25 protein-coding genes are annotated in these 25,146 nt (G+C 72.3%); 9 read left to right on the plus strand and 16 right to left on the minus strand.

Translation table 11 applies throughout. The features are described 5' to 3' along the window. Positions 1–7: 7 nt before the first annotated feature. Together ACJ6WD_RS18635 and hisI are read right to left on the minus strand one after the other, a co-directional pair. Entirely contained in the window at positions 8–1,543 is a 1,536-nt protein-coding gene (locus ACJ6WD_RS18635) for an anthranilate synthase component I (protein WP_233658148.1), read from the minus strand. 11 nt (positions 1,544–1,554) lie between these two features. Next, positions 1,555–1,935 (minus strand): phosphoribosyl-AMP cyclohydrolase, encoded by a 381-nt coding sequence (gene hisI, locus ACJ6WD_RS18640; protein WP_233658147.1) that lies wholly within the window; start codon positions 1,933–1,935, stop codon positions 1,555–1,557. A gap of 32 nt (positions 1,936–1,967) precedes the next feature. On the opposite strand from hisI, the gene ACJ6WD_RS18645 reads away from it, so the two are divergent. After that, entirely contained in the window at positions 1,968–2,138 is a 171-nt protein-coding gene (locus tag ACJ6WD_RS18645; RefSeq protein WP_233658146.1) for a hypothetical protein, read from the plus strand. A 65-nt stretch (positions 2,139–2,203) separates the two neighbouring features. Further along, entirely contained in the window at positions 2,204–2,836 is a 633-nt protein-coding gene (locus ACJ6WD_RS18650; RefSeq protein WP_233658145.1) for a TIGR03085 family metal-binding protein, read from the plus strand. A 40-nt stretch (positions 2,837–2,876) separates the two neighbouring features. Here the strand turns inward: ACJ6WD_RS18650 and ACJ6WD_RS18655 are convergent, their stop codons facing one another. Next, the gene (locus ACJ6WD_RS18655; protein ID WP_233658144.1) at positions 2,877–3,776 is read right to left on the minus strand and encodes a LysR family transcriptional regulator; all 900 of its coding nucleotides are present in this window, start codon (positions 3,774–3,776) and stop codon (positions 2,877–2,879) included. A gap of 94 nt (positions 3,777–3,870) precedes the next feature. Here ACJ6WD_RS18655 and ACJ6WD_RS18660 point away from each other — a divergent pair, with 94 nt between their 5' ends. The 3 genes from ACJ6WD_RS18660 to ACJ6WD_RS18670 are packed head-to-tail and all read left to right on the plus strand — an operon-like array spanning position 3,871 to position 7,342. Continuing rightward, positions 3,871–4,620 (plus strand): succinate dehydrogenase, encoded by a 750-nt coding sequence (locus tag ACJ6WD_RS18660; RefSeq protein ID WP_267952695.1) that lies wholly within the window; start codon positions 3,871–3,873, stop codon positions 4,618–4,620. 2 nt (positions 4,621–4,622) lie between these two features. Then, complete coding sequence (locus ACJ6WD_RS18665) at positions 4,623–6,569, plus strand: fumarate reductase/succinate dehydrogenase flavoprotein subunit (protein ID WP_233658143.1); 1,947 nt, start codon at positions 4,623–4,625, stop codon at positions 6,567–6,569. Between the two features lie 29 nt (positions 6,570–6,598). Further along, complete coding sequence (locus ACJ6WD_RS18670; protein ID WP_016573056.1) at positions 6,599–7,342, plus strand: succinate dehydrogenase/fumarate reductase iron-sulfur subunit; 744 nt, start codon at positions 6,599–6,601, stop codon at positions 7,340–7,342. A 91-nt stretch (positions 7,343–7,433) separates the two neighbouring features. Here the strand turns inward: ACJ6WD_RS18670 and hisF are convergent, their stop codons facing one another. Genes hisF through hisD form a run of 8 tightly spaced genes read right to left on the minus strand, consistent with a single transcriptional unit; the run spans position 7,434 to position 13,308 of the window. Continuing rightward, positions 7,434–8,189: an imidazole glycerol phosphate synthase subunit HisF gene (gene hisF / locus ACJ6WD_RS18675; protein WP_016573057.1), complete on the minus strand. Its 756-nt coding sequence runs from the start codon at positions 8,187–8,189 to the stop codon at positions 7,434–7,436. A 5-nt stretch (positions 8,190–8,194) separates the two neighbouring features. Then, positions 8,195–8,605 (minus strand): Rid family hydrolase, encoded by a 411-nt coding sequence (locus ACJ6WD_RS18680; RefSeq protein WP_016573058.1) that lies wholly within the window; start codon positions 8,603–8,605, stop codon positions 8,195–8,197. 37 nt (positions 8,606–8,642) lie between these two features. After that, positions 8,643–9,365: a bifunctional 1-(5-phosphoribosyl)-5-((5-phosphoribosylamino)methylideneamino)imidazole-4-carboxamide isomerase/phosphoribosylanthranilate isomerase PriA gene (gene priA / locus ACJ6WD_RS18685; protein WP_233658142.1), complete on the minus strand. Its 723-nt coding sequence runs from the start codon at positions 9,363–9,365 to the stop codon at positions 8,643–8,645. Between the two features lie 23 nt (positions 9,366–9,388). Further along, the gene (gene hisH / locus ACJ6WD_RS18690; protein WP_376446501.1) at positions 9,389–10,048 is read right to left on the minus strand and encodes an imidazole glycerol phosphate synthase subunit HisH; all 660 of its coding nucleotides are present in this window, start codon (positions 10,046–10,048) and stop codon (positions 9,389–9,391) included. Continuing rightward, on the minus strand, positions 10,039–10,203 hold the full coding sequence (locus tag ACJ6WD_RS18695; protein WP_016573061.1) for a hypothetical protein: 165 nt from the start codon (positions 10,201–10,203) through the stop codon (positions 10,039–10,041). Before ACJ6WD_RS18695 ends, hisH begins: the two co-directional genes overlap by 10 nt. Further along, a complete protein-coding gene (hisB, locus tag ACJ6WD_RS18700; protein ID WP_016573062.1) occupies positions 10,203–10,808 on the minus strand; it encodes an imidazoleglycerol-phosphate dehydratase HisB in 606 nt (201 codons plus the stop codon). Before hisB ends, ACJ6WD_RS18695 begins: the two co-directional genes overlap by 1 nt. Continuing rightward, complete coding sequence (locus tag ACJ6WD_RS18705) at positions 10,805–11,956, minus strand: histidinol-phosphate transaminase (RefSeq protein WP_020929504.1); 1,152 nt, start codon at positions 11,954–11,956, stop codon at positions 10,805–10,807. The genes hisB and ACJ6WD_RS18705 overlap by 4 nt, the downstream gene beginning before the upstream one ends. A gap of 8 nt (positions 11,957–11,964) precedes the next feature. Beyond that, positions 11,965–13,308, minus strand: a complete 1,344-nt coding sequence (hisD, locus tag ACJ6WD_RS18710) for a histidinol dehydrogenase (protein ID WP_233658140.1) — start codon at positions 13,306–13,308, stop codon at positions 11,965–11,967. 392 nt (positions 13,309–13,700) lie between these two features. Here hisD and ACJ6WD_RS18715 point away from each other — a divergent pair, with 392 nt between their 5' ends. The 3 genes from ACJ6WD_RS18715 to ybaK all read left to right on the plus strand — a co-directional run bounded on the left by ACJ6WD_RS18715 (position 13,701) and on the right by ybaK (position 16,675). Beyond that, complete coding sequence (locus ACJ6WD_RS18715; protein ID WP_233658139.1) at positions 13,701–15,302, plus strand: oxidoreductase; 1,602 nt, start codon at positions 13,701–13,703, stop codon at positions 15,300–15,302. A gap of 50 nt (positions 15,303–15,352) precedes the next feature. Next, positions 15,353–16,090 carry an LON peptidase substrate-binding domain-containing protein gene (locus tag ACJ6WD_RS18720; RefSeq protein WP_016578160.1) on the plus strand — a complete coding sequence of 246 codons (738 nt, stop codon included), beginning with the start codon at positions 15,353–15,355 and terminating at the stop codon, positions 16,088–16,090. Positions 16,091–16,159: 69 nt separating this feature from the next. Beyond that, positions 16,160–16,675, plus strand: coding sequence for a Cys-tRNA(Pro) deacylase (ybaK, locus tag ACJ6WD_RS18725; RefSeq protein ID WP_233658138.1), 516 nt, complete (start codon positions 16,160–16,162; stop codon positions 16,673–16,675). A gap of 199 nt (positions 16,676–16,874) precedes the next feature. Here the strand turns inward: ybaK and ACJ6WD_RS18730 are convergent, their stop codons facing one another. The 4 genes from ACJ6WD_RS18730 to ACJ6WD_RS18745 form a co-directional block, all read right to left on the minus strand. Further along, positions 16,875–17,531, minus strand: a complete 657-nt coding sequence (locus ACJ6WD_RS18730) for an ABC transporter permease (RefSeq protein ID WP_376558316.1) — start codon at positions 17,529–17,531, stop codon at positions 16,875–16,877. A gap of 68 nt (positions 17,532–17,599) precedes the next feature. After that, on the minus strand, positions 17,600–18,433 hold the full coding sequence (locus ACJ6WD_RS18735; protein ID WP_374206806.1) for an ABC transporter permease: 834 nt from the start codon (positions 18,431–18,433) through the stop codon (positions 17,600–17,602). Between the two features lie 115 nt (positions 18,434–18,548). Further along, positions 18,549–19,538: an ABC transporter ATP-binding protein gene (locus tag ACJ6WD_RS18740; protein ID WP_233658342.1), complete on the minus strand. Its 990-nt coding sequence runs from the start codon at positions 19,536–19,538 to the stop codon at positions 18,549–18,551. 116 nt (positions 19,539–19,654) lie between these two features. Then, complete coding sequence (locus ACJ6WD_RS18745) at positions 19,655–20,923, minus strand: NYN domain-containing protein (RefSeq protein ID WP_376447825.1); 1,269 nt, start codon at positions 20,921–20,923, stop codon at positions 19,655–19,657. A 268-nt stretch (positions 20,924–21,191) separates the two neighbouring features. Here ACJ6WD_RS18745 and ACJ6WD_RS18750 point away from each other — a divergent pair, with 268 nt between their 5' ends. After that, positions 21,192–21,356, plus strand: coding sequence for a hypothetical protein (locus tag ACJ6WD_RS18750; protein ID WP_233658135.1), 165 nt, complete (start codon positions 21,192–21,194; stop codon positions 21,354–21,356). A gap of 134 nt (positions 21,357–21,490) precedes the next feature. On the opposite strand, the gene dnaE is transcribed toward ACJ6WD_RS18750, so the two are convergent. Further along, on the minus strand, positions 21,491–25,048 hold the full coding sequence (gene dnaE / locus ACJ6WD_RS18755) for a DNA polymerase III subunit alpha (RefSeq protein WP_233661277.1): 3,558 nt from the start codon (positions 25,046–25,048) through the stop codon (positions 21,491–21,493). Between the last annotated feature and the right edge of the window lie 98 nt (positions 25,049–25,146).

The raw sequence follows: 25,146 nt of genomic DNA on the forward strand, positions 1-25,146 counted from the left end.
CGCCGGGTCATTTCCCCAGGTGGTTGGCGGTGTGGACGGCGCGCAGGACGGCCGCGGCCTTGTTGCGGCACTCGGTGTCCTCGGCGGCCGGGTCGGAGTCGGCGACGATTCCGGCGCCGGCCTGGACGTAGGCGGTGCCGTCGCGCAGCAGGGCGGTGCGGATGGCGATGGCGGTGTCGGAGTCGCCGGCGAAGTCCAGGTAGCCCACGCAGCCGCCGTAGATGCCGCGCCGGGTCGGTTCCAGCTCGTCGATGATCTGCAGGGCGCGCGGCTTGGGGGCGCCGGAGAGGGTGCCGGCGGGGAAGCAGGCGGTGAGCACGTCGAAGGCGGTGCGGCCGGCGGCGACCGTGCCGGTGACCGTGGAGACGATGTGCATGACGTGGCTGTAGCGCTCGACGGACATGAAGTCGACCACCTCCACGCTGCCGGGCTCGCAGACCCGGCCCAGGTCGTTGCGGCCCAGGTCGACCAGCATCAGGTGCTCGGCGCGCTCCTTGGGGTCGGCCATCAGCTCGTCGGCGAGCGCCTGGTCCTCCTGGACGGTCGCGCCGCGCGGGCGGGTGCCGGCGATGGGGTGCACCATGGCCCGGCCGTCCTCGACCTTGACCAGCGCCTCGGGGCTGGAGCCGACCACGTCGAAGGCGCGGCCGTCGTCGCCCTCGAAGCGGAAGAGGTACATGTACGGGCTGGGGTTGGTGGCCCGCAGCACGCGGTAGACGTCCAACGCGCTGGCCGTGCAGGGGGTTTCGAACCGCTGCGAGGGCACCACCTGGAACGCCTCGCCGGCGCGGATGCGCTCCTTGACGTCCTCGACGGCGGCCATGAACGCCTCGCCGCCCCACTTGCCGGTGTAGGTGGGCACGGAGGTCGGCGGGAGCGCGGCGGCGCTCGCGGGCGCGGGGCGGGAGAGGTCGTCGGCCATGGCGTCCAGACGGGCCACCGCGTCCGCGTACGCCTCGTCGATGCCGGTTTCCAGGTCGTTGTGGTTGATCGCGTTGGCGATCAGCAGGACCGTGCCGCTCCAGTGGTCCAGGACCGCGAGGTCGGAGGTGAGCAGCATGGTGAGCTCGGGCAGGCCGAGGTCGTCGGTGGCGTGGTCGCCGACCTTCTCCAGGCGGCGCACGATGTCGTAGCCGAGGTAGCCGACCATGCCGCCGGTGAAGGGCGGCAGGCCCTCGCCCTCGATGAGGTCGCGGGGCGTGTGCAGGGTCTCGACGGTGGCGCGCAGCGCGTCGAGCGGGTCACCGCCGGTGGGGACGCCGACGGGCGGGGTGCCGAGCCAGTGCGCCTGCCCGTCGCGGGTGGTGAGCGTCGCGGCGCTGCGGACGCCGATGAACGAGTACCGCGACCACGTGCGGCCGTTCTCGGCGGATTCGAGGAGGAAGGTGCCGGGGCGCTCGGCGGCGAGCTTGCGGTAGAGGCCGACCGGGGTGTCGCCGTCCGCCAGGAGGCGCCGGGTGACGGGGATGACCCGTCGGTCCTTGGCGAGCGTGCGGAAGGTGTCGAGGTCCGGTGCGGCGGTGCCGGTGGTTCCCGTGGTCATGGCAGCGGAGCCTACTGGTCGGCGGTGGGTGCGTCGGCCAGCACGTCGGCGTCGAAGCAGGTGCGGGCGCCGGTGTGGCAGGCCGCCCCGACCTGGTCGACCTTGACCAGCACGGTGTCGGCGTCGCAGTCGAGGGCGACGGACTTCACGTACTGGACGTGCCCGGAGGTGTCGCCCTTGACCCAGTATTCGCGGCGGCTGCGGGACCAGTACGTGCAGCGGCCGGTGGTGAGGGTGCGGTGCAGCGCCTCGTCGTCCATCCAGCCGAGCATGAGCACTTCCCCGGTGTCGTACTGCTGGGCGATGGCCGGGAAGAGGCCGTCGGCGTCGCGCTTGAGGCGGGCGGCGACGGCGGGGTCCAGGGCGGGGGCGGTGGCGCGACTGCTGGTCATGGGTCCATTGTGCCGTGCGGCATCCTGCTGGAATGGACCAGCAGCCCCCGGACGCACGCGCCGGCTCCACCGCCGCGCCCCCCGCTGCGCCGCCGCCGGATCCGGACCGGACGGCGAAGGTCGCGGTGCGGGTGTTGGCGGCGGTGTTCGCGGCGTCGCTGGTGGCGGCCGTGGTGGTGGCGGTGGTCGTGCTGCACTGGTGACGGCGGCGCCGGGCCGGGGCGGGTGCGCCGTGGCAGGGGACGCGCAGCGGTCGTAGGCTGGCGGTATGTCGACCCATGCGAAGCGTGAACGGCTCCTTCTGGCCGACTTGTTGGAGAGCGCGGGCCCGGAGGCGCCGACGCTCTGCGACGACTGGACGACGCGGGATCTGGCCGCGCACCTGGTGGTCCGCGAGCGGCGCACGGACGCGTCCGCGGGGATCGTGCTGAAGCCGCTGGCGGCGCGGCTGGAGCGGGTGCAGGCGGAGTTCGCGGCGAAGCCGTACGAGGAACTGATCGGCCTGATCAGGACGGGTCCGCCGAAGATGTCCCCGTTCGCACTCAAGCAGATCGACGAGGCGTCGAACACCGTCGAGTTCTACGTGCACGCCGAGGACGTGCGGCGGGCCCAGCCGGACTGGACGCCGCGCGAGCTGGACCCGGTCTTCGCGGACGCGCTGTGGACGCGGCTGGAGCGGGCGGCCCGGGTGCTGGGCCGGAAGGCGCCGGTCGGCGTGGTGCTGCGGCGGCCGGACGGGCAGACCGTGGTGGCGCACCGGGGCGCTCCGGTGGTGACGGTCACCGGCGAGCCGGGTGAGCTGACGATGTTCGCCTTCGGCCGGCTGGACGCGGCGAAGGTGGAGCTGGACGGCGAGCAGGACGCGGTGGCGAAGCTGCGGGCGGCGAAGCTGGGGGTCTGACGGGGCGCGGGCCGGGGCCTTCCCCGGCGGGCGCCGCCCCTCAGGGCGCGTCGTCGGCCAGGTGCGCGCGCAGGATGCGGTCCAGTTCGCGGGCGGCGCGCGGCGGTGAGACGTCGCCGCGGTGGGCCACGGAGATCACGCGGTGCATGCCGGGGGTGGCGAACGGCGTGATGCGCAGGCCGGAGCGTTCGGCGACCATGCTGGGGACGACGGCGATGCCGAGCCCGGCCCGGACGAAGCCGAGGACCGCGTCCATCTCGCCGCCCTCGACGGTGAAGGTGGGTTCGAAGCCGGCCGCGCGGCACGCGGCGGTGGTGAATTCCCGCAGGTCGTAGCCGCGGCGGAACATCGCGAGGGGGCGGCCGCGGAGGTCCTCGACGCGGATCCGGGTGCGCCGGCCGGTCACCGGTGCCGGGCGGCCGGGGGCGGAGACCACCACCAGTTCCTCGCGCAGCAGCTCCGCGGTGGCCAGGGCCGGGGCCTGGCCGGGCAGCGGCGTGATGATCAGCGCCAGGTCCAGGTCGCCGTCGGCCAGGGCCCGGACCAGGTCCTGGGAGCCGTCCTCGCTGACGATCAGGTCGACGCCCGGGTAGGCGGCGTGGAAGGCGCTGAGCACATCGGGGACGAGGCTGGCGCAGAGGCTGGGCGGGGCGCCGAGGCGGAGCCGGCCGCGGCGCAGTTGGGCGACCTCCTGGACCTCGCGGCGGGCGGTCTCGGTGTCGGCGAGGATCCGGCGGGCGAGCGGCAGCAGGGTTTCGCCGGCGTCGGTGAGGGTGATGTGGCCGCGGGCGCGGTGGAAGAGCTCGGCCCCCAACTCCCGTTCCAGGGACCGGATCTGCTGGGAGAGCGAGGGCTGGGCGACGTGTTCGCGTTCGGCGGCGCGGGTGAAGTGGCGGGTGTCGGCCACGGCCGTGAAGTAGCGGAGCTGCTGTAGCTGCATAAGGGGAATATAAGGCAACGATAGGGCCAGCCTATCGAGATCAGCTGGACCATGTCTTGGACTGATGGCGGACGCGTCCCTACCGTCGGGACTCATGGCACTGGCAACACGGACGGACCAACGGCCGCCGAAGAAGAACCCCGCGCCACGGCGCCCCGGCGGTCGGCCGACGGGCGGGCGCGCACTGTGGGACTCCACCGTCGGCAAGAAGACAGTGATGGCCGTCAGCGGCCTGATCATGCTCGGCTACCTCGTCGTCCACATGTTCGGCAACCTGAAGATCTTCTTCGGGCCCGCCACCTTCAACGGATACGCGCACTGGCTGCGCACCCTCGGCGAGCCGTTCATGCACTACGAGTGGACGCTCTGGGTGTTCCGCGTGGTCCTCGTGGCCGCCGTCGTCGCGCACGCCACCTCCGCGTACCAGCTCAGCAGGCGCGACATCAAGGCCCGCCCGACCAAGTACGTGCACAAGAAGCCGCGGGCCAGCTACGCCACCCGCACGATGCGGTGGGGCGGGATCATCCTCGGCCTGTTCATCGTCTGGCACGTGCTCGACCTGACCACCGGCACCGTGCACGCCGGCGGCTTCCAGCCGGGCCACCCGTACCAGAACGTCGTGGACACCTTCTCCACCTGGTACGGCAACGTCATCTACCTCGTCGCGATGCTCGCGCTGGGCCTGCACGTCCGGCACGGCTTCTGGAGCGCCGCGCAGACCCTCGGCGCCGGCAGCCGGAGCCGCGACCGCCTCCTGAAGACCCTGGCCGACGTGCTCGCGCTGGTGCTGACCCTGGGCTTCATCGCCGTCCCCGTGGGCGTCATGACCGGATTGGTGAGCTGACCATGACCTACACCGACTTCACGACCGGGGAACCGGTCGTCGACAGCAAGGCCCCCGCCGGCCCCATAGCCGAGCGCTGGGACACCCGCCGCTTCGAGGCCAAGCTGGTCAACCCGGCCAACCGCCGCAAGCACACGGTCATCGTCGTCGGCACCGGCCTGGCCGGCGGCTCGGCCGGCGCCACCCTCGCCGAACAGGGCTACCACGTCGTCCAGTTCTGCTACCAGGACTCGCCGCGCCGGGCCCACTCCATCGCCGCGCAGGGCGGCATCAACGCCGCGAAGAACTACCGCAACGACGGCGACTCCGTCCACCGCCTCTTCTACGACACCGTCAAGGGCGGCGACTTCCGGGCCCGGGAGTCCAACGTCCACCGGCTGGCCCAGATCTCGGTGGAGATCATCGACCAGTGCGTGGCGCAGGGCGTGCCGTTCGCCCGCGAGTACGGCGGTCTGCTGGACACCCGGTCCTTCGGCGGCGTCCAGGTCTCCCGGACGTTCTACGCCCGCGGCCAGACGGGCCAGCAGCTGCTGCTCGGCGCCTACCAGGCGCTGTCCCGGCAGATCGCCGCGGGCAACGTCGAGATGCACCCGCGCACCGAGATGCTCGACGTGATCGTCGTCGACGGCCGGGCCCGCGGCATCGTCGCCCGCGACCTGATCACCGGGAAGATCTCCACCTACTTCGCGGACGCGGTGGTGCTCGCCTCCGGCGGCTACGGCAACGTCTTCTACCTCTCGACGAACGCCATGAACTCCAACGCCACCGCGGTGTGGCGGGCCCACCGGCGCGGCGCGTACTTCGCCAACCCCTGCTTCACCCAGATCCACCCGACCTGCATCCCGCGCACCGGCGACCACCAGTCGAAGCTGACGCTGATGAGCGAGTCGCTGCGCAACGACGGCCGGATCTGGGTGCCGAAGGCCAAGGGCGACACCCGGCCGGCGCACGAGATCCCCGAGGACGAGCGGGACTACTACCTGGAGCGGATCTACCCCTCGTTCGGCAACCTCGTGCCGCGCGACATCGCCTCCCGGGCCGCGAAGAACGTCTGCGACGAGGGCCGCGGCGTCGGCCCCGGCGGCCAGGGCGTGTACCTGGACTTCGCGGACGCGATCCAGCGGATGGGCCGCGCGGCCGTCGAGGCCAAGTACGGCAACCTCTTCGACATGTACCAGCGGATCACCGACGAGGATCCGTACCAGGTGCCCATGCGGATCTACCCGGCCGTGCACTACACGATGGGCGGCCTGTGGGTCGACTACGACCTGCAGACCACGATCCCGGGCCTGTTCGCCGTCGGCGAGGCCAACTTCTCCGACCACGGCGCCAACCGCCTGGGCGCCTCGGCACTGATGCAGGGCCTGGCCGACGGCTACTTCGTGCTCCCCGCCACCATCAACGACTACCTGGCGAAGCACCCGCACGGCGACGAGGTGGCGGCCGACCACCCGGACGTGCAGGAGGTGCTGGCCGACACCGAGGACCGGCTGAACCTGCTGCTCGCCGTCGACGGCGACCGCACCCCCGACTCCTTCCACCGCGAGCTCGGCGAACTCATGTGGGAGTACTGCGGGATGGCCCGCACCGAAGAGGGCCTGCGCAAGGCCCTGGACCGGATCCCGCAGATCCGCGAGGAGTTCTGGCGGCGCATCAAGGTGCCCGGCACCGGCGAGGAGTTCAACCAGTCGCTGGAGAAGGCCAACCGCATCGTCGACTACCTGGAGCTCGCCGAGCTGATGTGCCTCGACGCGCTGCACCGCGGCGAGTCCTGCGGCGGCCACTTCCGCGAGGAGTCGCAGACGCCCGACGGCGAGGCCGCCCGCCGGGACGAGGCGTTCTCCTACGCCGCCGCCTGGGAGTTCACCGGCACCGGCACCGCCCCCACCCTGCACCGGGAAGACCTGGTGTTCGAGTACGTCCACCCCACCCAGCGGAGCTACGCATGACCGCCGCCCCCCGGGGGACGACCCCCGCGATGTCCCTCACCCTGCGCGTCTGGCGCCAGAAGAACGCCGACGCACCGGGCACCATGTCCACGTACGAAGTGGACGGCATCTCCCCGGACATGTCGTTCCTGGAGATGCTCGACACCCTCAACGAGGAACTCATCCTCAAGGGCGAGGACCCGGTCGCCTTCGACCACGACTGCCGCGAGGGCATCTGCGGCGCGTGCTCGCTCGTCATCAACGGCGATGCGCACGGCCCGGAGCGGACCACCACGTGCCAGCTCCACATGCGCTCCTTCCAGGACGGCGACACCATCGACATCGAGCCGTGGCGGGCGGCGGCGTTCCCGGTGGTGAAGGACCTGGTCGTGGACCGCTCGGCCTTCGACCGGATCATCCAGGCCGGCGGCTACGTCACCGCGCCGACCGGCGCCGCCCCCGAGGCGCACGCCACGCCGGTGCCCAAGCCGGACGCCGACTTCGCCTTCGAACACGCCGAGTGCATCGGCTGCGGCGCCTGCGTCGCGGCCTGCCCCAACGGCGCGGCGATGCTCTTCACCTCCGCCAAGGTCAACCACCTCAACGTGCTGCCGCAGGGCGCCCCGGAGCGCGAGACCCGGGTGCTGGACATGGTGGCCCAGATGGACGACGAGGGGTTCGGCGGCTGCACCCTGGCCGGCGAGTGCGCCACGGCCTGCCCCAAGGGCATCCCGCTGTTCAGCATCACCAAGATGAACCGGGAGTTCGTCCGGGCGGTCCGCAAGAAGCGCTGACCCGGCGCGGGCCTCGAACGCACGGGGCCCCCACCGCGAGGACGCGGCGGGGGCCCCGTGCGGTGCGGGCACCGGGCCCGCACGCGGGACGTCACCGCACCGGGTGTCCCGCCTCCCGCAGCGCGCCCTTGACCTCGCCGATGCGCAGGTCGCCGAAGTGGAAGACGGAGGCGGCCAGGACCGCGTCGGCGCCGGCCGCCACCGCGGGGGCGAAGTCGGTGAGCTTGCCGGCACCGCCGGAGGCGATCACCGGGACGCTGACGTGCCGGCGCACCGCCTCGATCATCTCCACGTCGTAGCCGTCCTTGGTGCCGTCGGCGTCCATGGAGTTCAACAGGATCTCGCCGGCGCCCAACTCCGCGGCCCGGTGCGCCCATTCGACGGCGTCGATCCCGGCCGAACGGCGCCCGCCGTGGGTGGTGACCTCGAAGGACCCCGACGCGGTGCGGCGGGCGTCGACGGAGAGCACCAGCACCTGACTGCCGAACCGCTCGGCGATCTCCTTGATCAGCTCCGGGCGGGCGATCGCCGCGGTGTTGACGCCCACCTTGTCGGCGCCGGCCCGCAGCAGCTTGTCGACGTCCTGTGCGGTGCGCACCCCGCCGCCGACGGTGAGCGGGATGAAGACCTGCTCGGCGGTGCGGCGGACCACGTCGTAGGTGGTCTCGCGGTTGCCGGAGGAGGCGGTGATGTCGAGGAAGGTCAGTTCGTCGGCGCCCTCGTCGCCGTAGACCTTCGCCATCTCCACCGGGTCCCCGGCGTCACGGAGGTTCTGGAAGTTGACGCCCTTGACGACACGGCCGTTGTCGACGTCCAGGCAGGGAATGACGCGGACCGCCAGGGTCATGTCGTTCAGCCCTCTCGCTCGGTTTCCGGGGACAGGTCCCGGAACGCTTCTAGTTCTACTTCCACCAGGACGCGGGAGTCGACGAAGCCGGAGACCACGACCAGGGTCGTGGCGGGTGGGGCGGCTTCGAACAGTTCGCGGTGGGCGCGGGCGGCGGCGTCCGCGTCCCGCAGGTGGGTCAGGTACATCCGGGTGCGCAGGACGTCGGCGGCGCCCAGCCCGAAGGGTTTGAGCGCCGCCAGCGCGTTCCCGAAGGCGACCTTGGTCTGGACGTAGGGGTCACCCTCGCCCTGGAGGACGCCGCCGACCAGCGGCATGGTGCCGGCGACCAGGACCCGGTCGCCGGCGGCCACCGCGCGCGCGAAGCCGATGGTCTCTTCCCACGGACTGTCGGTCCGTACGCGCTCGATGCTCATCACGCCGCCTCCCATGTGGTCGGTTGCGCACCCGCGGCTACGACACCGCCGCCAGTGCCTCTTCGAGGGTGAACGCCTTCGCGTAGAGCGCCTTGCCGACGATGGAGCCCTCGACGCCCTCGGGCACCAGCGCGGCGATCGCCCGCAGGTCGTCGAGGGAGGAGACGCCGCCGGAGGCGACGACGGGGCGGTCGGTGGCCGCGCAGACGTTCTTGAGCAGTTCCAGGTTGGGGCCCTGGAGCGTGCCGTCCTTGTTGATGTCGGTGACGACGTAGCGGGCGCAGCCCTCGGAGTCCAGGCGGGTCAGCGTCTCGTAGAGGTCGCCGCCGTCCCGGGTCCAGCCGCGGCCGCGCAGGGTGGTGCCGCGGACGTCCAGGCCGACCGCGATCTTGTCACCGTGCTCGGCGATGATCTTGGCGACCCATTCCGGGTCCTCCAGCGCCGCGGTGCCGATGTTGACCCGGGTGCAGCCGGTGGCCAGCGCGGCGGCCAGCGAGTCGTCGTCGCGGATGCCGCCGGACAGCTCGACCTTGATGTCCATGGAGCGGGCGACCTCGGCGATCTGCGCGCGGTTGTCACCGGTGCCGAAGGCGGCGTCCAGGTCGACCAGGTGCAGCCACTCGGCGCCGGCCCGCTGCCAGGTCAGGGCGGCCTGCAACGGGTCGCCGTAGGACGTCTCGGAGCCGGACTCGCCGTGCACCAGGCGGACGGCCTGGCCGTCGCGGACGTCGACGGCGGGCAGCAGTTCAAGCTTCTTCACAGCGTTCACGGGGTTCACGGGGTTCACAGGGTTCTGATCCAGTTGGTGAGGAGCTGGGCACCGGCGTCGCCGGACTTCTCGGGGTGGAACTGGGTGGCCCACAGCGCGCCGTTCTCGACCGCGGCCACGAACGGCTCGCCGTGCGTGGCCCAGGTGACCTTGGGCGGCGCGAGGTGCTCGTTGCCGATCTCCAGCTCCCAGTCGTGGACCGCGTAGGAGTGCACGAAGTAGTAGCGGGCGTCGGCGGGCTGCCCGGCGAAGAGCTGGGAGTCCGCGGCGGCGCGGACGGTGTTCCAGCCCATGTGCGGGACCACCTCGGCCTTGAGCGGGCCGACCGTGCCGGGCCACTCGTCCAGGCCGGCGGTCTCCACGCCGTGCTCGATGCCCCGGCCGAAGAGGACCTGCATGCCGACGCAGATGCCCAGCACCGGACGGCCACCGGCCAGTCGACGGCCGACGATCCAGTCGCCGCGGGCTTCTCGCAGACCGCGCATGCAGGCGGCGAACGCGCCGACGCCGGGCACCAGCAGCCCGTCGGCGTTCATCGCGGTGTCGTAGTCACGGGTGATCTCCACGTCCGCGCCGACGTGCGCCAGGGCGCGCTCGGCGGAGCGGACGTTGCCGAAGCCGTAGTCGAAGACGACGACCTTCTTGGCCGGCGACTGCGCGGCGCTCAATTCCACACCTCCAGTCGCATCACACCCGCCACCAGGCACATCGCCGAGGCGATGGCCATCAGGACGATCACGGACTTGGGGATCTTCTGCTTCCAGAACGAGTACACCCCGCCGAGCAGGAAGAGCCCCACCAGGATGAAGACGGTGGACAGACCGTTCATTACAGCGCGCCCTTCGTGGACGGCAGGATGCCGGCCGCCCGCGGGTCGCGCTCGCTGGCGTAGCGCAGCGCCCGGGCGAGTGCCTTGAACTGGCACTCCACGATGTGGTGGGCGTTGCGGCCGTAGGGCACGTGGACGTGCAGGGCGATCTGCGCCTGGGCGACGAACGACTCCAGGATGTGCCGGGTCATCGTGGTGTCGTAGGTGCCGATCATCGGCGCCATGGTCTCCGGCTCGGTGTGCACCAGGTACGGGCGGCCGGAGAGGTCGACGGTCACCTGGGCGAGCGACTCGTCCAGCGGGACGGTGCAGTTGCCGAAGCGGTAGATGCCGACCTTGTCGCCGAGCGCCTGCTTGAAGGCGGCGCCCAGCGCGAGGGCGGTGTCCTCGATGGTGTGGTGGGTGTCGATGTGCAGATCGCCGTCGGTCTTGACCTTGAGGTCGAAGAGGCCGTGCCGGCCGAGCTGGTCGAGCATGTGGTCGTAGAAGCCGACGCCGGTCGAGACGTCGACCTGGCCGGTGCCGTCGAGATCGATCTCGACCAGCACCGTCGTCTCCTTGGTGGTGCGCTCCACGCGCCCCACCCGGGCGGTCGCCCCGCTCATCGCTTGTTCTCCTTCAGGCTGCGTTCTTTGAGCACCGCGCGCACCGCGTCGAGGAACGCGTCGTTCTCGGCCGGGGTGCCGGCGGTGACCCGCAGCCAGCCCGGTACGCCGTTGTCGCGGACCAGCACGCCGTGGTCGAGGATGGCCTGCCAGATGGCGTGCGCGTCGTCGAAGAGGCCGAACTGGACGAAGTTGGCGTCCGAGGCGACGACCTGGCAGCCGATCGCGCGCAGTTCGGTCACCAGGCGGTCGCGCTCCTCCTTGAGCTGTGCCACGTACTTCAGGAGCGTATCGGTGTGCTCCAGTGCGGCGAGCGCGGTGGCCTGGGTGACGGACGAGAGGTGGTAGGGCAGCCGGACCAGCTGCACCGCGTCGACCACGGCCGGGTCGGCGGCGAGGTAGCCCAGGCGGAGCCCGGCGGCGCCGAACGCCTTGGACATGGTCCGGGAGAGCACCAGGTTGGGCCGGCCCTCGATCAGCGGCAGCAGCGAGGGGTGGTGGCTGAACTCGCCGTACGCCTCGTCGAGGACCACCAGCGCACCGGCGGCGTCGGCGCGGGCGGCCTGGGCCGCCTCGTACAGCGCGAGGACGGTGTCGGCCTCGACGGCGGTGCCGGTGGGGTTGTTCGGCGAGCAGACGAAGACCACGTCGGGCCGGTGCTCGGCGATGGCCGCCCGGGCCGCCGCCAGGTCGATGGTGAAGTCGTCGTTGCGCGGGCCGGAGAGCCAGCCGGTGCCGGTGCCGCGCGAGATCAGCGCGTGCATGGAGTACGACGGCTCGAAGCCGAGGGCGGTGCGGCCGGGGCCGCCGAAGGTCTGCAGCAGCTGCTGGATGACCTCGTTGGAGCCGTTGGCGGCCCAGACCTGGTCGGCGGCGACGGCGTGGCCCGCGGTGCGGGTGAGGTAGGCGGCCAGCGCGGTGCGCAGCTCGACCGCGTCCCGGTCGGGATAGCGGTTGAGCTGGCGGGCGGCCTCGGTGACCCGCTCGGCGATCCGCTGCACCAGCGGTTCGGGGAGCGGGTAGGGGTTCTCGTTGGTGTTGAGGCGCACCGGGACGTCCAGCTGCGGCGCGCCGTAGGGGGACTTGCCGCGCAGCTCGTCCCGGATCGGGAGCTGGTCCATGCGGGACACGGGGGCGTTCTTGGTCATCTGGCTGCTCACTTGCTCTGCGGAACCGTCCAGTCGAACCGGGCCTTGAGTGCCGCGCCGTGGGCCGGGAGGTCCTCGGCCTCGGCGAGGGTCACCACGTGGTGGGCGACCTCGGCCAGTGCCTCCCGCGAGTAGTCCACGACGTGGATGCCACGCAGGAACGACTGGACGGACAGGCCCGAGGAGTGGCAGGCGCAACCGCCGGTGGGCAGGACGTGGTTGGAGCCGGCGCAGTAGTCGCCGAGGGAGACCGGGGCGTAGGGGCCGACGAAGATCGCGCCGGCGTTGCGGACCCGGGCGGCGACCGCGGCGGCGTCGGCCGTCTGGATCTCCAGGTGCTCGGCGCCGTAGGCGTCCACCACCGTCAGGCCCTCGTCGAGGCCGTCGACCAGGACGATCGCGGACTGCCGGCCGGACAGCGCCGGCACGATCCGGTCCTCGACGTGCTTGGTGGCCTCGATCTGCGGGGCCAGCTCCTTCTCGGTGCGGTCGGCCAGCTCCACGGAGTCGGTGACCAGGACCGCGGCGGCCATCGGGTCGTGCTCGGCCTGGCTGATCAGGTCGGCGGCGACGTGCACCGGGTCGGCGGTGCGGTCGGCGAGGACCGCGATCTCGGTCGGGCCGGCCTCGGAGTCGATGCCGATCCGGCCCTTGAGGAGGCGCTTGGCGGCGGCCACGTAGATGTTGCCGGGGCCGGTGACCAGGTTGACGGGGGCGCACTCCGCGGTGCCGTACGCGAACATCGCGACGGCCTGGGCGCCGCCCGCGGCGTAGACCTCGTCGACGCCGAGCAGGGCGCAGGCGGCGAGGATCGTGGGGTGCGGCAGCCCGTGGAAGGACGGCTGCGACGGGGAGGACACCTGCGGCGGGGAGGCGACGGCGAGCGAGGTGACGCCGGCCTCCTGCGCGGGGACCACGTTCATGACGACGGAGGACGGGTAGACCGACCGGCCGCCGGGGACGTAGAGGCCGACCCGCTCGACCGGTACCCAGCGCTCGGTGACCGTGCCGCCGGGCACGACCTTGGTGGTGACGTCGGTGCGGCGCTGCTCGCGGTGGACGATCCGGGCGCGCCGGATGGACTCCTCCAGGGCGGCGCGGACCTTCGGGTCCAGCGCGTCGAGGGCCTCGGTGAGGGCCTCGGCGGGGACCCGGACCCGCTCGATCTCGACACCGTCGAACCGCCGCGCGTACTCGATCAGCGCCGCCGTGCCGCGATGGCGTACGTCCTCGCAGATGGGCCGCACCTTCTCCAGGGCGGCTTCCACGTCGAACTCGGCACGGGGCAGCAGGTCGCGGAGCGCGGCGCCCTCGGGGAGGGCGGCACCACGCAGATCGATTCGGGAGATCACTCCCCCAGTGTCTCAGACCGCTCGTCGGGCCCGAGCGGCCGTATCACTGGGTGATACGCAGTGACGCACGGGCCGGACGGCCGTCGGACCGGCCCCCGAAGTTGACCGGAGTTGGCCCTGACCACGCGTGTTCAACCGGTCACCGGGCGGGCAAGGGGTCGGTGCGGGCACACGGGGACGACCGCGGCGCGGGCGCAAGAGCGCCCGCCGGGATGCATCCGAACAGGTATCGCGACCGCGTACCGGCCCGACCGCCGGCACCGCCCCGGACGGGCGGCCGCCGCACCACCGCGCCCGCACGGCGACGGCCGGACCACGGAAGACGACCGACGACCGACGACCACCAGACAGGGCCTGCCGGCAGGCACCGCTGAGAGCAAGGGGGAGCCACAGTGACCGGAGCCAGGGACGGCGATGCACCCGCCGACCTGCGACTGACGTCCGCGGAATGGAGCATGTGGCAGGCGTTCCGCAACGGCAGCACCTGCAACCTGCACACCGGCGAGCCGTCCCGGGACGACCCGCACGGGCAGCACCTGTGGGGCCCGGAGCGCCGGGTCCGGGCGCGGGTGGTGGCCCTGCTGCTGCTCGACGGACCGCCGGCGCAGCCCGGCCGGGTGTCCGGGCTGCACCTGACCGGCGCGTACATCACGGACACTCTCGACCTTGCGGGCGGCACGATCAAGCCATTCGTGGAGCTGCGGGACTGCCGCTTCGAGGCCGAGGTGCTGCTGCCGGAGAGCCGGTTCACCACCCTGCGCATGGTCAACTGCGCGATACCCCGGCTGGAGGCGGCCCGGCTGCACACCGAGGGCGACCTGCACCTGCCGCGCTGCGTGGTGCACTCCGGCGTCCGCCTCACCGACGCGCACATCGGCACCGACCTGATGCTCAATCAGGTGGTGGTGCACAAGGACCGGCAGGGCCGGTCGATCATGGCGGACGGGCTCACCGTCGCCCAGGACCTCCAGGCCGAGATGCTGGAGTCCTACGGCGAGCTGTCGCTGCGCGGCGCCACCGTCGGGGTGTCGCTGAGCCTGCGCGGCAGTCACCTGAGCAATCCGTTCGGCCGCCGGGCACTGAACGCCCCCCAGCTGACCGTCGAGCGGACCCTCTACCTCACCGCCGCGGGCCTGGCCAACTCCCCGTTCTCCAGCGGCGCCACGCCCCCGTACGGCATCACCCACACCCCGGCCCGCGGCACCCGGATGCAGCGCTTCGAGTGCGAGGGCGGGGTGCGGCTGGACGACGGGCGGTTCGGGGACGCGGTGGACCTGGAGCACGCCCGGTTCATCATGGAGTCCGACCAGGAGCTGTCGCTGCGCCGGATCCAGACGCCGGAGCTGCGGTTCCTGGGCGAGCGTCCGCAGCGCGGCCGGGTGATCCTCTCCGGCGCCCGGGTCGTCAACCTCGTCGACAAGTCGGCGAGCTGGCCGGGCCTGGGCGGGCTGATGATGGCCGGCTTCTCCTACGAGACGCTGATCCCGCGGGGCCACTTCCCGCTGGCGTCGCGGCTGCAGTGGGTGGCCGCGGCGACCCCGGAGTACGCGCCCGAGCCGTACGAGATGCTGGCCGCCTCGCTGCGCGCCATGGGCGAGGACGCGGACGCCCGGGAGGTGCTGCTGGCCAAGCAGCGGCGCCGGCGCGAGACGCTGCCGCTGGCCGCGAAGGCGTGGGGCTTCCTCCAGGACTGGACGGTGGCCTACGGCTACCGCCCCGGTCGGGCCGCGGTGTGGATGGTGATCCTCTGGGCGATCGGCACGGCCTACTTCTCCTCGTACCCGCCGCCGCCCCTCAAGCACGACGAGTCGCCGACGTGGAACCCGTACCTGTACTCCCTCGACCTGCTGCTGCCGGTGATAGACCTCTACCAGGGCAGCGCCTGGAAGCCGGCGGGCGCCGCGCAGTGGGTGTCGGCCGTGATGATCATGACGGGTTGGGTGCTGGCGACGACGGTCGCGGCCGGCGCTTCCCGGCTGCTGCGACGGGCTTAGGGCCCGTCCGGTGGCGGCCGTCCCGGGTACAGGCTCTAGGCTTACCCACTGTGTCCTCCGTGCGTCTGCCGCTGTTCCCGCTCAACTCGGTGCTCTTCCCGGGCCTGGTGCTGCCGCTGAACGTCTTCGAGGCGCGCTACCGGGCGATGATGGGCGACCTCCTCGACCGCCCGGAGGACGACCGGCGGTTCGCGGTGGTCGCCATCCGGGACGGCCGGGAGGTCGCCCCCACCGCGCCGGGGCTGCCGGACGCCACCGCGCCGACCGCCACCGGCCCGGCTGCGGGCTTCGGCGACGATCCGCTCGTCGCCTTCCACACCGTCGGCTGCATCGCGGACGCGGCGACCATCCGTGAGAAGTCGGGCGGCGGCTACGAGGTCCTGGCCACCGGCACCACGCGCTTCCAACTGCTGTCGGTGGACGCCTCCGGGCCGTACCTGACCGCCGAGCTGGCCCCCCTGGAGGAGGAGCAGGGCGAGGGCGCGGGCGCGCTGGCCTCCGGCGTGGTGCGGACCTTTCGCACCTACCAGAAGCGGCTGGCCTGGGCGAACGAGCGGACCCTCGCCAGCGACCAGGACCTGCCCGCCGACCCCTCGGTGCTGTCGTACCTGGTCGCGGCGGCGGCGGTGCTGGACGTGCCCGCCAAGCAGGAGCTGCTGGCGGCGCCGGACACCGCGGCCCGGCTGCAGCAGGAGCTGGATCTGCTGCGCCGGGAGTCCGCGGTGATCGGTAAGCTCCCGTCGCTGCCGGCGGTGGATCTGACCCGGCAGCCGACCAGCCCCAACTGACGCACCGCACCCCGGGCGTCTCCGTTCCCGGGGCCGGGGGACTTTCGCGTTCGAACGAGGCGAGGCACGGTGGCGAAGAAGCCGAAGCAGGGGAAGAAGGGCGCGGCGCAGTCCGGCGGCACGCCCGCGACGGTGGCGCTGACCGCGGCCGGCGTCCCGTTCACGGTCCACGCATACACGCACGACCCGGCGGCCGCCTCCTACGGCGAGGAGGCCGCCGAGGCGCTCGGGGTCTCCCCCGACCAGGTGTTCAAGACGCTGCTGGCGGACGTGGACGGCGCGCTCACGGTGGCCGTGGTGCCGGTGTCCGGCTCGTTGGACCTCAAGGCGCTGGCCGCCGCGGTGGGCGGCAAGCGGGCCGCGATGGCCGATCCGGCGGCGGCCGAGCGCAGCACCGGTTACGTCGTCGGCGGGATCTCGCCGCTGGGGCAGCGCAAGCGGCTGCGGACGGTGGTGGACGCCTCGGCGCAGACCCGACCGACGGTCTGCGTCTCGGCGGGCCGGCGCGGTCTGGAGGTCGAGCTCGCCCCCGCCGACCTGGCCGCGCTGACCGGCGCGCGGTTCGCGCCGATCGCGCGGGGCTGACCCCGACCGGCGCCGCCACGCGCCCCCGGTTGCCCCCGCCCGCACCGCACCGCGGCTACCGCACGCACCTCCTGCCCGGTTACCTCCGGAGGGGAGGTGCGTCCATGTCGAAGAGGACCCGCAAGCGGAAGTGGCGCGTGCGCAAGGGCCGGGCCAACCACGGTCGCCGGCCGTCCTGAGCGGACGGCCGGCGCGGCGGTCAGCCGACCGGCGGCTGGTGGTGTCCGGACCAGTCCGGCACCACCGGCCCGTCCAGTTCCGGATCGCGCGGCCCGAACAGCCCGGTCAGCACGATCTGGGTGAGCATCGCGGCGATCGGCCAGGCGAGTAGGGCGCCCTTGGCCTGGAGCCGCAGCGGGCCGTCGAAGACGACCCCGGCACCGACCTGCTTGGCGTGCGCGACCACGTCCGGCGTGGGGCCCAGCCACATGCCCGTCACCCAGGCCAGCACGGCGCCCAGCAGCCCGCCCACGGCCAGCGAGACCACCAGCGGGATGCCGCCGCGCCGCCGGACGAGGAAGACCACCGCCGCGGTGACCACGCCGAAGCCGAACGCCAGGAGGGCGAAGGTGCCGTCGGCGCCGATCGCCTCCTCGCCCTCGGTGTTCTTCAGGTAGACGTTGCGGGTGTCCGCGATCAGCGGGACGCGCGGGGCCAGCCAGGCCCACAGCACGCCCAGCACCACCCCGCTCACGGCGACCGCAAGGGCGATCAGCACGCCCTCCCGCAGCTCGCGGGCGAACTCGGGGGCGCCGCCGGGTTCGGCGGTGGCGCCGGTTGCCTCGACGGGGGCGGCCTGCGGCTGGTGCGGCTCTTCGGGCGGTTGGTTCTCGGAGGGCGTCTGTGGTGCGGTCACCCCGTCATCGTGCCAGGCCGGCGCCGCGGTGCCGGCAGCAGGACGCCCGCGCGGGTCGGCGGCCCCGCTCACCGGACCGCCGCCCGGCGGTACGCCCAGGTCGCGACGGCCAGGGAGAGCACCCCGACGGCCGCGCAGATGCCCAGGTCGGCGGCGACCGCCAGCCAGTCGGGGTGCGGGGCGAAGGTCCGCGCCAACGCCTCCACCCCGTAGGTGGAGGGCAGCAGGTCGCGGGCCCAGGTGACCGGCGCGGGCATCCCCGCGGCCGGCAGCACGCCCAGCAGCAGCGCCGCGGACATGCCCAACTGGCCGCCGAGGGTGGCCAGTTCCTGGCGCGGGGCGAGCAGCCCGAGGGCCGCACCGAGACCGGACAGCGCCGCTCCCGACAGCGGGACCACGGCCACCAGCACCCACAGGTGGGCCATCGGCAGGTGGAAGAGGAGACAGCCGGTGACCGCGGTGACCACCGCGCCCGGCACCGTGAACGAGGCGTACGCGGCGGCCGCGCCGAGCACCACCGCGGCCGGCGGCACCGGCAGCGTCGCGTAGTGGTCGAGACCGCCGCCGGCCCGCAGCTGGCCGAAGTACTGCGCGAGCAGGTTCAGCGCGACGAAGGCGACGACCAGCACCGCGGAGCCGGAGACCACCGACCACGCCGGGTCGCCACCGCTGACCACCCCGCGCAGCAGGACCATGATCCCGACGGACTGGAAGGTGGCGACGAACAGCAGCGGTATCCGGGCCACCCGGGCCCGGGAGAGCTGGGCGCGGTAGACGGCGCCGAGCGCGGGCAGCAGACGGGCGCGGGGCGCCAGCGGCGCGGCCCCGTCGCCGCCGTCCGCCGCGCCCTCCTCGGCGGGCGTTCCGGAACCGGTCGCCGCCCGCGCGGACACCACACTCACGCCGTCACCCAGCTTTCTTCGACAGGCCGTCGGTCCGTTGTACGGGCGAGCGGCCGCAGGCCCTCGCCGATGCCCCCGGCCCTTCCGGCCGGCGGCACCCGCACGCCGTGCCCGGTCACGCCTTCACCAGCCCCTCCGCGCGCCCGCCGAGGGAGACGTAGACGTCCTCCAGGCTCGGCGTGGCCAGCGTGAAGTCGTCCAGGGCCGCGAAGGCAGGGCCGGCGGTGACCGCGGTGACCGCCGAGCGGGCCCGGTCCGCGGGCAGGCGCAGGGTCCAGCGGCGGCCGGCGGTGCGGGCGTCGGCGGCGAGCGCGGCGACCTCGGGGACGTCGAGCGGTGGCCGGTCCCGCCAGACCAGTTCCAGCCGGACCTCCTCCCCCACCAGTTCCTTCAGCCGGCCGGGCGTGTCGCAGGCGATCACCCGTCCGCGGTCGATCACCGCGACCCGGTCGAGCACGCTCTCGGCCTCCAGGACGTTGTGGGTGACCAGGACGACGGTGGCGCCCCGCTCGGCGCGGCGGCGGTCCACGGCGGCCCACACGGCGCGCCGGGCGACCGGGTCCATGCCGGTGGTCGGCTCGTCCAGCACCAGCAGCGGGCGTTCGCCGATCAGCGCGGTGGCGAAGCAGGCCAGTCGTCGCTGGCCGCCGGAGAGCTTCTTCAGCGCCCGCCCGGCGAGCGGGCCCAGGTCGAGTTCGTCGAGGACCGCGTCGCGCTCGGCGCGGGCGGACCGGGTGTCCAGGCCGCGCAGCCGGCCGGTGGTCTCCACGGCGAGGGAGACGGTCAGCTCGTCCAGCGCGGTCGACTCCTGGCCGAGGTAGGCCAGCAGCCGGGCGGCCCGCTCGGGGTGCCGCACCAGGTCGTGGCCGAGGACCTCGATGCGGCCGGAGTCCGGTCGCAGCAGTCCGGTCAGCTGGCGGACCAGGGTGGACTTGCCGGCGCCGTTGGGCCCGAGCAGCCCGAAGATCTCGCCGCGCCGGACGTCGAGGCTGATGCCGTCGCTGGCGCGTACCGCCGGCGCCCGGTCCGCTCCGCGCCGCCCGCGCAGCGCGGGATAGGTCTTGACCAGGTCCTGCACCACACACACCGGCGTGCCCTGCGCCACCTGTTTTGCGCCCGTCTTCACGAGCTACGAGGGTACGCGGCCCCGGGCGGCCGCCGGTCCCGGGGGCTGCGCGCGGCCGGGCGCGCACAGCCCGGGCACAGCTGCCCGCACGCCGGTCAGTCCCCGGTCGGGGAGTGTTCGGCGGCGGTGCGCAGATCGACCTCGCGCCAGAAGCCGGCCCGGATGGCGTACCGGTCGTGCTCGTCGATCTGGTCGTCCTTGTGGGCGAGCAGGCCGAAGCGGGCGGCGTAGCGGAGCAGTTCGCCGTCGATGCGGTGCGGGATGCGGGGGTACTCCGTCGAGAGCTGCTGGAGGTGGGTGGTGTCGGAGAGCCGCTCGGTCCAGCGGCGGGCGAAGACCTGGCCGACCTCGAAGGGGTCGCCGCTGACCGCGGTGATGTCCTCCTCGCGGTCGGCCCAGCGCTGTTCGGCGCTGGTCAGCAGGGCGAGGGTGGGCAGCGAGGCGGTCTCGGCGGGCTCGCCGAGCGGGCCGCCGCGCTCGATCCAGCCCTTGTCGGAGGACCAGCGCAGGGTGGCGGCGGGCTGGCTGCCGTTGACGGTGGGGCTCTGGGTGACCTGCGGGCGGCCCAGGCCGGCGAGGTCCTTGGGGGTGGGGACGCCGCGGGCGGCGGCGGAGCCGGGTTCGCCGGGCGGTTCGTCGCGTTCGCCGGTGGGGGCCTGGCGGTCGGCGCCGTTGGCGCGGGGGCGGCCGTCGGTGTCCGGTCCGGTGCCGGCCGCGGCGGCCGCGGCGGCGACCGCGGTCTCCGGGAGCGGGGCGGAGAGGATCGCGGCGATCTCCGGGCGGGGGGCCGGCGGCGGGGCGCACGGGCCGCCGAGTTCCTTGGCGCGGACCGCGCCGGTGATCCAGGCGCGGTCCAGCACGCGCCGCTCGTCGGCCTCGGCGACCAGGTCCTCGGACTGGTTGTAGTCGCCGTCGGCGGCCTGCACGGCCCACAGGTGGACGGCGACGCCGTGCTCCTTCGCGGACATCAGGCCGGGCAGCAGGTCGCCGTCGCCGGTGACCAGCACGATGTCGGAGCAGGCGCGGTTGCGGGCGAGTTCGGTGAGTTCGGCGTGCATGGCGGCGTCCACGCCCTTCTGCGCCCACCGGCCGTCGCTGCGGGTCAGGGCGCCCAGCCGGACGGTGACCCGGGGCATGACCCGCAGTCGGCGGTGCTCGGGCTGCGGGACGCGGTCGGGCGCGCCGTCGAACCAGTAGATGCGCAACAGCGGTCGTTCGGTGTCGGCCTCGGCGCGCTGGCGCAGTCCTTGGATGAGGGCGGTGTGGTCGACGGTGATCCGGGAACGGGCGGGTTCTCCGGCGAGCAGGCTCGCGGCGGCACCGAGCAGATACCCGGCGTCCACCAGGACGACGCAGCGGTCCACGTTCCACCCTCTTCCCTGAGGTGCTGAAGTCCGGTCGCCCCCCGGCTCGGCCCGTGGCACGAGTGCTCTTCGGCTTCCTTCGAGTCTGCCCGACCGAACGGGGGTTATCTGTACGAACTCGATCTTCGGCGTGGCGGATGCGGTTTCGGTCGGCCACACGGCGCGTAACTGGCGTTATCACCTACGGTAATTGCCCGAAATGCAGCGATGTGCCCGGCGTGTAAGGCTGATGTCGGCCGAGCCGAAGACCCCCTCAGGAGGCACGATCATGGCCAAGAACAAGAAGGACCGAAAGCAGCCCAAGGCCAACGAGTCCGAGCGCGGCCAGCAGCAGTCCGAGAAGGCGACCCTCGACGCGATCTCCCACTCGCAGGCCCCGGGCAGCCCGGCGGACGTCGCGCGCAAGCACCAGCGCCGCTTCGGCCACAACTGACGCCTCGGCGGGGCCGCCCGACGGCGTCCCCCAACTGACGTGCTCCACCGATGACTTGAGGGGCGCGCCCGCATCGTGCGGGCGCGCCCCTCGTGGCATGACGGGCCGGGGCGCACACCGCCCCGGCCGGTGGCTCAGCCGGCCAGGCAGGACGGGCCGAGCAGCACCTTCAGATCGCCGAACAACGACGGGTCGGCGGTGACCCGGTGGCGGTCCAGGCGCAGCACCGTGGTCTTGCGCACGCCCTGGAGCCGGATGCGGACCTCGGTCGAGCCGCGGTGGCTGCTGAGCACCTCGCCGAGCTTCTCGACCATCGGCGGGGTGACCTTGAGGGCCGGGATGGTGATCGTCACCGGGGCGTTGGCGCCCGCCTCCGAGAGGTCGGGGACCATCATCTCCATGGCGACCAGCCGCGGCACGTCCTCGCGCTTGTCGAGCCGGCCCTTGACGAACACCACGGCGTCCTCGACGAGTTGGGTGGACACCAACTGGTAGGTCGCCGGGAAGAACATGCAGTCGATGGAGCCCGCGAGGTCCTCGACGGTCGCGATCGCCCAGGCGTTGCCCTGCTTGGTCATCTTGCGCTGGAGGCCGGAGATGATGCCGCCGATGGTGACGATCGAGCCGTCCGCGTAGTCGCCGCCGGTCAGCTGGGCGATGGCGGCGTCCGCCTTGTCGCTCAGCACGTGCTCCAGCCCGAAGAGCGGGTGGTCGGAGACGTAGAGACCGAGCATCTCGCGCTCCTGGGCGAGCAGATAGGTCTTGTCCCACTCGTCCTCGGAGAACACCACGTCCAGCCCGAAGCCGGGACCGTCGGCAGCGCCGTCGGCGGAGTCGCCCATCCCGCCGAAGAGGTCGAACTGGCCCTCGGCCTCCTTGCGCTTGACCTGCACGACGTTGTCGATCATCGGCTCGTAGTGCGCGGTCAGGCCCTTGCGGGTGTGCCCCATCTCGTCGAAGGCGCCGGCCTTGATCAGCGATTCGGTGGTCCGCTTGTTGCAGACCACCGCGTCGACCTTGTCGAGGTAGTCGGGGAAGGAGGAGTACTTCCCCTTGGCCTTGCGGCAGCGGATGATCGAGTCGACGACGTTCTGGCCGACGTTCCGGACGGCGGTGAGGCCGAAGAGGATGACGTCGTCGCCCTGGGCGGCGAAGTTCGCCTCGGACTCGTTGACGTTCGGCGGGAGCACCTTGATGCCCATCCGCCGGCACTCGTTCAGATAGACCGCGGACTTGTCCTTGTCGTCGCGCACGGACGTCAGCAGCGCGGACATGTACTCGGCCGGGTAGTTGGCCTTGAGGTAGGCGGTCCAGTAGGTGACCAGGCCGTACGCGGAGGAGTGCGCCTTGTTGAAGGCGTAGCCGGCGAACGGGACCAGGACGTCCCACAGCGCCTGGATGGCTTCGTCGGAGTAGCCGTTCTTCTTGGCGCCGGCCTGGAAGATCGTGAAGTTCTTGGCGAGTTCCTCGGGCTTCTTCTTGCCCATCACGCGGCGCAGGATGTCGGCCTCGCCGAGCGAGTAGCCGGCGATGATCTGGGCGGCCTTCTGCACCTGCTCCTGGTAGACGATCAGGCCGTAGGTCAGACCCAGGGTCTCCTTGAGCGGCTCCTCCAGCTCCGGGTGGATCGGGGTGATCTCCTGGCGGCCGTTCTTGCGCTCGGCGTAGTTGATGTGCGAGTTCATGCCCATCGGGCCCGGCCGGTACAGGGCCGAGACGGCGGAAATGTCCTCGAAGTTGTCGGGCTGCATCTGGCGCAGCAGCGAACGCATCGGGCCGCCGTCGAACTGGAAGACGCCCAGGGTGTCGCCGCGGCAGAGGAGTTCGAAGGTCTTGGGGTCGTCGAGCGGGACGGAGAGCAGCTCCAGGTCGATGCCCTTGTTGGCCTTCACCATCTTGAGGGCGTCGTCCATGATGGTGAGGTTGCGCAGGCCCAGGAAGTCCATCTTCAACAGGCCGAGCGACTCGCACTGCGGGTAGTCCCACTGCGTGATGGTGACGCCGTCGGTGTGCCGCACCCAGACCGGGGCGTGGTCGATGATGGGCTCGCTGGACATGATCACGCCGGCCGCGTGCACGCCCATCTGCCGGACCAGGCCCTCGACGCCCTTGGCGGTGTCGATGACCTTCTTGACGTCCGGCTCGTTCTCGTACATCCCCCGGATCTCGCCGGCTTCGTTGTAGCGCGGGTGCGTGGGGTTGGTGATGCCGTCGAGGTCGATGCCCTTGCCGAGGACGTCGGCGGGCATCGCCTTGGTGAGGCGGTCGCCCATGGCGTACGGGTAGCCGAGGACCCGGGCGGAGTCCTTGATGGCGTTCTTGGCCTTGATCTTGCCGTAGGTGCCGATCATGGCGACCTTGTCGGCGCCGTACTTCTCGGTGACGTACCTGATCACTTCGACGCGCCTGCGCTCGTCGAAGTCGATGTCGACGTCGGGCATGGAGACGCGCTCGGGGTTGAGGAACCGCTCGAAGATCAGGCCGTGCTCGATCGGGTCGAGGTCGGTGATGCCCATGGCGTAGGCGACGATCGAACCGGCCGCGGAGCCACGGCCGGGGCCGACCGCGATGCCGTTGTTCTTCGCCCACATGATGAAGTCGGCGACCACGAGGAAGTAGCCCGGGAACCCCATCTGGAGGATGACGTCCATCTCGTACTCGGCCTGCTTCTGGCGGTCCTCGGGGACGCCGCCCGGGTACCGGCGCTCCATGCCGCGCCGGACCTCGTTCTGGAACCAGGTGATCTCGGTGTAGCCGTCCGGGATGTCGAACTTCGGCATCAGGTCGCGCTTTTCGAACATGCCGGTGGTGTCGACCTGTTCGGCGACCAGGAGGGTGTTGCGGCAGCCCTCCTGCCAGGCGTCCGAGGAGTCGATGGCGTACATCTCGTCCGTGGACTTGAGGTAGTAGCCGGTGCCGTCGAACTTGAAGCGGTCGGGGTCGGAGAGGTTCTTGCCGGTCTGGATGCACAGCAGCGCGTCGTGCGCGGTCGCCTCGTGGGCGTAGGTGTAGTGCGAGTCGTTGGTGACCAGCGGGGGGATGCCGAGCTTCTTGCCGATCTCCAGCAGGCCGTCGCGGACCCGGCGCTCGATCTCGATGCCGTGGTCCATCAGCTCCAGGAAGTACCGGTCCCGGCCGAAGATGTCCTGGTACTCGGAGGCCGCCTTCAGCGCCTCGTCGAACTGGCCCAGGCGCAGCCGGGTCTGGAGCTCGCCCGAGGGGCAGCCGGTGGACGCGATCAGCCCCTGCGACCACTGCGAGAGGGTCTCCTTGTCCATCCGCGGCCACTTCTGGAGCCAGCCCTCCTTGTACGCGTCCGAGGAGAGCCGGAAGAGGTTGTGCAGGCCGGTCCGGTCGGCCGCCCAGATCGTCTTGTGGGTGTAACCACCCGAACCGGAGACGTCGTCGCGCTTCTGGTGCGGCTGGCCCCACTGGATCTTGCGCTTGTTGCGCCGCGACTCCGGTGCGACGTACGCCTCGATCCCGATGATCGGCGTGACCCCGGCCTTCTGCGCGGAGTGGAAGAAGTCGTAGGCGCCGTGGAGGTTGCCGTGGTCGGACATGGCGATGTGCGTCATGCCCATCTCCTTGCACGCCTTGAACATGTCGGACAGCCGCGCGGCTCCGTCCAGCAGCGAGTACTGGGTGTGGACGTGCAGGTGCGTGAAGGGGGGCCTGGACGAGGGGGCCACGGCGCTGAACCTCCGGTAGCGGCAGTTGTCAGGACTGATCGGGCGGGCCCGTCGGGACGGGCGGGAAGCGCCGGTCGGGACGGACGGGACGGACGGGA

Origin of the sequence: Streptomyces sp. VTCC 41912, assembly GCF_045799175.1 — a bacterium.
GTDB classification, from domain to species: Bacteria; Actinomycetota; Actinomycetes; order Streptomycetales; family Streptomycetaceae; genus Streptomyces; species Streptomyces albulus_C.